The organism is Thalassotalea litorea, from assembly GCF_005843925.1.
GTDB lineage: Bacteria > Pseudomonadota > Gammaproteobacteria > Enterobacterales > Alteromonadaceae > Thalassotalea_A > Thalassotalea_A litorea_A.
Genome location: NZ_VCBC01000004.1, coordinates 357,463 through 365,433, shown reverse-complemented (window position 1 = coordinate 365,433; position 7,971 = coordinate 357,463). Strand labels below are relative to the sequence as shown.

The window sequence follows — 7,971 nt, the reverse complement described above, 5'->3', positions numbered from 1 at the left end:
TGTATGGACTCCGTCGTAAAGGTTTGGTCATTTTTACGTTACATCCCCGAGGGGAGGGAGTCCATACATCGTGACACTACAGGGAATCTATCGTCACAGCTTGAACGGCGGCTATGTGCCATTAGCTGCCCGTTAGCAATTTCTAATATACGCTGATTTCGAGGTGTTAACGCCTTGCCAATGGGCGTATAAATGCTTGGCTAAAATTAGCGACGAAGAAGCGCAAGCCAAGCATTTTACGTACTTTTGAGTAACTTGTTAGGTTTCGTTCCAAATGACTTGGCCACATACCCTACATTTGTTTTGAATTTCTTCATTAGCTCTATAAAACAACAGTTCATCACACTTTTCGCAAAAAAGGTTGTTTTTACGAGCAATCGAATAAACATGCCTCAGTAACCAAAAAACTACAATTGTTAGTGGTATCCAGAGAACTATTACATCGAATTTCACAATCAAAACAGGTAGCGAATTGCTATATATATTGATCAGTTGCCCCAGAGGATACATAAATAAAATAGATAGGGGGAGTAAAATTGAGGCTTTTAATATCAATCCTCTTCGAATGAGGCGAGTTGTATTTTGAAACTCTTCTTTTGATTTGAACATTCTAAACTCCCTTTAGAAATCTAACGCTTCAAACAGAGACGCTGTTTAATGCATCCCGGCCCGAAGGGCCCTTGCTGCTTTGACTTGTTAATTGGCTGGTTTGGCACGGAACTATACATTAGTACACCTACACTTCTGTTTTGCAACCAAACCACTTTCATCTTCGTAGAAAGAAACCTTTTCACAGGTAACTATTTCTCCTGTGATGAACTCCCATGGAAAATGCTCGTCATCGTCATTTACACCGACAATTCTAAAACAGGAACCATGTTGATATATTGCTTTCACTGGCTCTAGATTCCCATCGGGGAAACCAACAACATTGACGTAAATTAGTTGTTCCATCGTTTTAGACATTTAACGCCGCCGTAAGCGGACGAAAATAGTTGGCTATAATCGTGTAGCGAAGCGGAACCCAGCCAACTATTTGAGTTCCGACTTAACGGCCTTGTTAGCATTTCTTCTTGAGCTCATCGATGTGATGTTGATACCGCTGTTTACCAAAATACAAGCCCATAATCGATAAAGTTATTGCCATTGATATAGGTTGGCTTGTGTACCAATGGTAAAGTGCAGCACCACAAACCATTGCCATCCCCCCTAAAATCAGATCTTCCAGCACTAGAATCTTGGCTTGATTCCGTTTTGCCAATTGATTCTTAAACTTTCCATACGATTCACTGATCTTTCGAGATAGCAACGCAAGCACTACAATCACAGCAACTGATGGCACAACGATAGCGGCCAACTTAATCCAATTACCAATGTTTGCTAGGGCTTCCCACAAAATGATGCAAGCGCAAACAACAGCTACAAGTATCATGGTCCTTGATACGAATTGACCTCTAGTCATGTTTCATCCTTAGATAATGCTAACAGTTTATTATGTAGACGGCTCAGTAATTCTCGTTTTGGGGAATTCTGACTGACTCTTGATCGCTCTTTTCAGCCCTTGCAATAAAACTACATTTCATCAAATTTTTCTTAGGTAATGTGTTTTTTCAAGCATAGGCCTACCCTATACAGCCATTCCAAAAGAACCAAAACAACAACAATTAGTCCCCATATCCCAAAGACACTTAATAAAAACTCTAAAAAACCACTATCTATATCTGCAGCTCCAAAAAAAACTGAAGAAAAATATAGAGCGATCAAGACATAGTTTAAGAGCCCGAGATCATGACGCTCAATTCCCTTATGTATTAAAGTAACTTCTATACACGCACCCAGACTAATCAAAGTTACAACAATAATTAAATGATCAATTACCCCAATATTTATTGCCGCAAGGGCTATGGCAGCGCAAAACCAAAAGAAGCAAAATTTACCCGTATTATGCTTCGTAATTTTTAACATTTGTTTTCCTAGTTATTGAACAAGAAATTCATTCATTTTAAGCAGATCAGGCCGCCAGACTTCCATCCAAACTACTGGGTTAAACCGTTCAACGCAAATGTCCTAAATACAGTTAATTTATCCACTAAGTATTGATATAGATTGAATTGAGTTAATCTTTAACCTTCTTTATAGGAGTGTATTTAGATACGGGAATGTGTTTAAAAGCATAAATACTTAATAAAACTGCGCTTACAGCGAAATTAATGGCTTCTCTAACGTGACCTTCAGATGCAGAGTCAATGAAACCCATCATTAGCAAAAAGAATAGAATCATCAAAATAGAATGATTCGAACGTTTCTTTTCATTACGAATATAAAACGTTTTGCATTGCGGGCATCCCTGTTTTCTATGACTATTTCTCCAGTCCTCACAATATGCTGACTGATCATCGAACTCGGTGTTACATTCCATGCATTTGTACATAAATTTCCTTGTAAGCTAAACAAGAAACAGTATAAGTATTCAGCCGATTGGATGGCTGCTTATCGCTCTTCTGAGACATTAACCTTTTCAAGCATTTAACGTCAAATAAGCTCGTTTATGGCTTTTAGGTACGAACTCGAACCTAACCCTATTTGCGCCCAGACAACTCTTTGGTGTGACCCAATATAGTCGTATTGCTCATCTGCATCCCAAAGGCTCAAGATTTGTTCGGGAAAGACATACTCTGAAGGATTAAATCTGTGCCTGTCAGATTCCTTAGATGCTATTAGGGAAAATAACTCAACAGCGTCAATATCGAATACGTTGACGCCCTCGAAAAATACAGTGTATGAATTATCGAATGCAATCCCAATAAAACTTGCTCTAGATTCATCAAATTCAACCTGGAGATTACCATTAAAGTAGTAATCAATATCTCCCCTAGTTGAATCGAAGAAGTCATTTAAGACTTCTTTTATCTCATCTCTCAACATTCCTAGTTTAATCGGTCCGATTCCGATAAGTGGGGTAATTAAAAATTCCATTTTGTCTTTACTGAAAACAGGCGCCTTTTGAATTCTTGATTTTATTGAATGACTCTTGATCGCTCTTAACTGCCGCACAGCTTATTCTGTTAGCCACAGTTCAACCTTTGTGTTTTCTATAAAATCAGCGACAAAACCTGGCGCATAACCTTTTTCACCAAAAGACTCTTTACTCAATTCATGGTCATATTGAATGATGAATGATTGTTCAGCGAAAGTTAACTGGTACTTATTATCTGAAATATGTTCACAATACCCATATTGGGTTCGTTCAATCTCTGTTTTAGTCTTAGTCTCATCGTCACCGAACGAATAGTCTGTGTAACGAAGTTCTGTTTCAGATTTATCAATTTTTAGAGTGAAGTTCCAATGAGTTTCGCTAACACTTGAGTACGTACCTGCAACGTTATCACATGCTATTGCAGGTAATGCAAACAGAGGAGATAAAACTATTGAGGCAAGTAGGTATTTCATTATTATTCAACTTCCGCTTATCGCTCTAATCGTACCGTGGATTAGAGATAATTTTTCCAACGAGTGGACCAAGAGATACTCCAAATCCCATAAAAATCTGGCCTATTACACCACCAAACATTGGTCTTTCGACAACTCCAATTATGAAGAGCAATTTGCATATAACTAGAGCAGCAAAAATAGTACATATGGACCGCAATAAAAATTGAAGGCATTTATGCTGGCGCAGAATTCCCATTATAAATTTTCGAGATTTGCTCATTGGCTTCACTTGAATATCCAGTTCTTTTTTGTGCTTTGAAGATTAGAAATTGAATGACTCTTGTTCGCTCTAAGCAGCCGCTAGCGAACACCTAATTATCAACAACTTACGTTATTTAGGGCGACGTCGAAAATGTGCCACTTGCAGTCATTAAAGTCTATTAAAACTTACGATTTACTAAAGCAAACTTACCTTTTACTCTCTGTCCTCGCATGCGTTCACACCAAAATTTATAAATAGGATAAATTAAAGCAGAACCTATCAAAGAAAAAATAAAGCCTATAAATCCGTACATTAAAGAAGAGAACCAAAACATTGTATTTTCAAAACCTGCATCAGTGAATGTACTGGTTACAATAAAATGAAATGCTATTGAAAAAGATATGGCGACCCCAAAACAAACCCAAATAGCTACAGCCATAAAGGAAGTAAAATTTAACTGTATTCTCGCTTCGTCGCTAAAGTTCTCTTGAACATCCATATTGATTTCCTATCCCAAAATATTTTGAAGCATTGAATTTGGCTACGACTGTTCCTCGCTCAAAGAAGCCAGATTGATTCAACTAAATTATCTGAAAACTTTAATTGAATCAATGCAAAAGAAAGCCCACAAAATTACGACAGCATTTTCGGCATACCAGCCATCCCTGGCCATAACCGATGAAATTCTCTACGACCGAGTCTCCTTCGACGCGGTCCTCACCGACGTTAGTTCGTCACCCGAAAACCTGCCCATAACCGATGGAATCCTCTCAGAAAATTGCTCCTGCATTTTGTGTATACCAAACATCTCTGTTCATAACCGACGGAGTCACCCTCTAAAGCAAAAAGGCAGAGCCTATGCTCTGCCTTTTAACTAAGTAATAATTAGCCTGAAACTATCGGATTAACCGATTCTCAACCAACTCATCCACCGCACTTGGGTCGGCCAATGTCGAAGTATCGCCAAGGTTATCCAATTCATTCTCAGCAATCTTACGCAGTATTCGACGCATAATCTTACCGGAGCGGGTTTTTGGAAGACTCGGTGACCATTGCAATAAATCTGGCTTGGAAAAACTGCCCAGCTCTTTGGCCACTAACGCTTTTAACTCAGTATCAAGCGCGGCATCACCTTCCTGACCTTTCATCAAAGTAACGTAGGCATACACGCCCTGCCCCTTAATGTCATGGGGATAACCCACAACCGCAGCTTCCGATACTTTCGGGTGCAATACTAACGCACTTTCAATTTCCGCGGTTCCCAGCCGGTGACCGGAAACATTTAGCACGTCATCGATTCGGCCAATGATCCAGTAATAATCGTCTTTATCGCGCTTAGCACCATCACCTGCGAAGTAATAGCCCGGATATTGAGAGAAATACGTGTCATAAAAGCGTTGTTGATCGCCGTACACAGTGCGCATTTGCCCAGGCCAACTGCCTTTTAATACTAAACGGCCACGACATTCGCCTTCCAGCTCATTACCATCGCCATCCAAAATCGCAGGCTCAACACCAAAAAATGGTAGACCCGCAGCGCCTGGTTTCATCCCAGAAGAGCCGGGTAATGTAGTGATGAGTACACCACCAGTTTCGGTTTGCCACCAGGTATCAACAACTGGACAGTTGTTTTTACCGACCACTTCATAATACCAATGCCAGGCTTCTGGGTTAATCGGCTCACCGACTGTTCCTAATAGGCGCAATGATGACAAATCCTGCTTATTTACCAACTCATCACCAAGTCCCATCAGGGCACGGATCGCTGTCGGAGCGGTATAGAAAACATTGACTTGATGTTGTTCAATGACCTGCCAAAAGCGTGATGCATCCGGATACGTCGGCACCCCTTCAAAAACGAGTGTTGTAGCACCATTGGCAAGCGGACCATAGAAAATATAGCTGTGACCTGTTATCCAACCCGCATCAGCAGTACACCAGTAGATATCGCCATCGCGATAATCAAATACATATTTGTGGGTCATCGCGGCATACAGGATATAACCACCACAGGTGTGCAATACGCCTTTAGGTTTGCCGGTAGAGCCCGAGGTATAAAGAATAAATAATGGGTCCTCGGCGTCCATGACCTCTGGCTCACAATAGGCATCCGCCTGTTGCATGGCCTGTTCATAGTTGACATCAATGCTATCGTTCCATTGAACATCACCGCCGGTGCGCTCAACGACAATCACCGAATGTACGTCAGCACAATCAGCCACCGCTGCATCGACATTATTTTTTAGCGGTATAATCTTGCCACCACGTACGCCCTGATCGGCAGTGATCACAACTTTGCAGTCGGCATCAAGAATACGGGTTTTAATGGACTCTGTAGAGAAACCACCAAAGACCACAGAATGCACGGCACCAATACGGGCACAGGCCAGCATCGCATAGCCAACTTCGACAATCATTGGCATATAGATACACACCCGATCGCCTTTTTTCACACCGCGGCTTTTTAAAACGTTGGCAAACTTATTTACCTGTTCCGATAATTCCTGATAGCTCACATGACGACTGCTACCTGGCTCATCACCTTCAAAAATAATCGCCGTTTGCTCGGCACGTTCGGGTAAGTGACGGTCAATACAGTTAACGCTGACATTCAATTTAGCGCCAGAAAACCACTGGATTTTCGCCTGATGATAATCCACCTTAGACACTTCATCCCAAGGTTGAATCCAATCGATAAATTTATTCGCTTGTTCAGACCAGAATGCATCGGGCTGTTCAATCGACTGCTGATACATCTGCTTATATTCTTGCTCACTAAGGTGCGAATGGGCTTTCGCTTTATCACTTACCGGATAGAAAGGTTTTAATTCCATGGTCTTCCTGCTCAAAATCATTTGTTTTTTTAATAAGACTGCCAACTACGCATGTTAACTGATTGTCGCAATTAGCATTTTCAGGTTCTTAATCGTTAAAAACCAGATATTTAATGTTTTTTATTATGAATTAACTAATAAAGGATAATCAGTATAAACACAAGATGACAACGCTGTCATTAAAAATTAATTACCAACGAAAGCTGGATAGGACGGAAGTATTTACTATGTCTTGCCTGACAATCTCACATTGTTGAAGAGCTGAACCGAAACTTCACTGACAGGCTTTGATAAAAAAGTCGAAAAAATGACAAGAAAAAAATTAATGATGACTCGACAGAAAAGTTACCGAAAAAGCGAAAAATAAGCCGACACAAGTCGCTGAATGCCGGCTTAAACGGTTTCTTAGAGTAATATATATTTATACAAAATCAGGCGCTTTCGGCTCATTACCGCCGCGAGTCACATAATAAATGGCAGCAATAGAACCCGAATTTTCAAAACGGCGCACGGAACCAATTGGGGTGGTAAAATTATCCCCTTGGGATAACTCAATGGTTTCGCCATCGACGGTAATGTTTAGTCGTCCCTGATGGATAAAGATAACCTCTTCTTCAAGACGAACATGACGTTCAATCGTTGCGCCTGGTGCAAACCTAAGGGCACGAACCACAAAGCCGTGTTGCCAACCCAGTTTAGCGGCCTGAACTTTTTCAGCCGGGCATGCTCCGCCAACTAATGACGCTTCTTCTACCCCAGGAAACTCACTAAGTAAGGTATCTTGCTGCCAGGAAAAATCGTCACTGCGAATAATAATGCTTTCTAATGCTTTACTGGAAACCACTCGGTGTTCCGCGATTTGTTCGGGAGACGTTACTGGCATCGCAGATTTACCTTCGGGTAAAGTTTCACCTTGCGTGGTGTCAACCAACGAGCCATCATCGAGCAGTACCAGACCATAATCTTTGGCCATCTCAAATACGCTTGGCGCCCATAATACCCGGCCAGGATCATCTCCACCTAATACCGCATGTAAATAGCCTTTGCCCTGATCAACGCCTTGCGCTTCCCCTTTCGTACACTCAAAGCCACGAAAAACATCCGTTGGAATGGAAATGATATCGCCTGGCTTTAAGTTGATTCGTCCATCATCGGCATTGACACCACTGATAAAATCCCACTCACCACTATGGACAACAAAAACTTCTTCAGTCAGGTGGCTGTGCTGTGAATTCAGGCAATTGGCTGGCTGGCGAGCGCCACCGATATTAAACCCATGCGGGATAGAAATATGGACATGCTGATCCGGATTTTCCGCCACGCCCGGGCCAATCACCGTAAAGTTTTCTTTTTTATCGGAGCCAGGGCTTCGGGTATCAATAAACGCATTGGTACAAGGGATCAAATCCTGATAGCGCACCGCTCTGTTTTCTAAGGTCATTA

General features: G+C 41.4%; 9 protein-coding genes. All 9 read right to left on the bottom strand.

Features of this window, described 5'->3' with window-relative positions:
* Positions 1-258: 258 nt before the first annotated feature.
* Positions 259-609, bottom strand: coding sequence for a hypothetical protein (locus FE810_RS05320; RefSeq protein WP_138318993.1), 351 nt, complete (start codon positions 607-609; stop codon positions 259-261).
* Positions 610-720: 111 nt separating this feature from the next.
* The gene (locus FE810_RS05315) at positions 721-966 is read right to left on the bottom strand and encodes a hypothetical protein (protein WP_138318992.1); all 246 of its coding nucleotides are present in this window, start codon (positions 964-966) and stop codon (positions 721-723) included.
* Positions 967-1,060: 94 nt separating this feature from the next.
* Complete coding sequence (locus FE810_RS05310; RefSeq protein WP_138318991.1) at positions 1,061-1,462, bottom strand: hypothetical protein; 402 nt, start codon at positions 1,460-1,462, stop codon at positions 1,061-1,063.
* A gap of 131 nt (positions 1,463-1,593) precedes the next feature.
* Positions 1,594-1,965, bottom strand: coding sequence for a hypothetical protein (locus FE810_RS05305; RefSeq protein WP_138318990.1), 372 nt, complete (start codon positions 1,963-1,965; stop codon positions 1,594-1,596).
* A 567-nt stretch (positions 1,966-2,532) separates the two neighbouring features.
* Positions 2,533-2,976 carry a hypothetical protein gene (locus FE810_RS05300; protein WP_138318989.1) on the bottom strand — a complete coding sequence of 148 codons (444 nt, stop codon included), beginning with the start codon at positions 2,974-2,976 and terminating at the stop codon, positions 2,533-2,535.
* 81 nt (positions 2,977-3,057) lie between these two features.
* Positions 3,058-3,450: a hypothetical protein gene (locus FE810_RS05295; RefSeq protein WP_138318988.1), complete on the bottom strand. Its 393-nt coding sequence runs from the start codon at positions 3,448-3,450 to the stop codon at positions 3,058-3,060.
* 422 nt (positions 3,451-3,872) lie between these two features.
* Positions 3,873-4,193, bottom strand: a complete 321-nt coding sequence (locus tag FE810_RS05290) for a hypothetical protein (RefSeq protein WP_138318987.1) — start codon at positions 4,191-4,193, stop codon at positions 3,873-3,875.
* 397 nt (positions 4,194-4,590) lie between these two features.
* Positions 4,591-6,528, bottom strand: a complete 1,938-nt coding sequence (acs, locus tag FE810_RS05285; RefSeq protein WP_138318986.1) for an acetate--CoA ligase — start codon at positions 6,526-6,528, stop codon at positions 4,591-4,593.
* 421 nt (positions 6,529-6,949) lie between these two features.
* Positions 6,950-7,969 (bottom strand): cupin domain-containing protein, encoded by a 1,020-nt coding sequence (locus FE810_RS05280; RefSeq protein ID WP_138318985.1) that lies wholly within the window; start codon positions 7,967-7,969, stop codon positions 6,950-6,952.
* Positions 7,970-7,971: the final 2 nt, after the last annotated feature.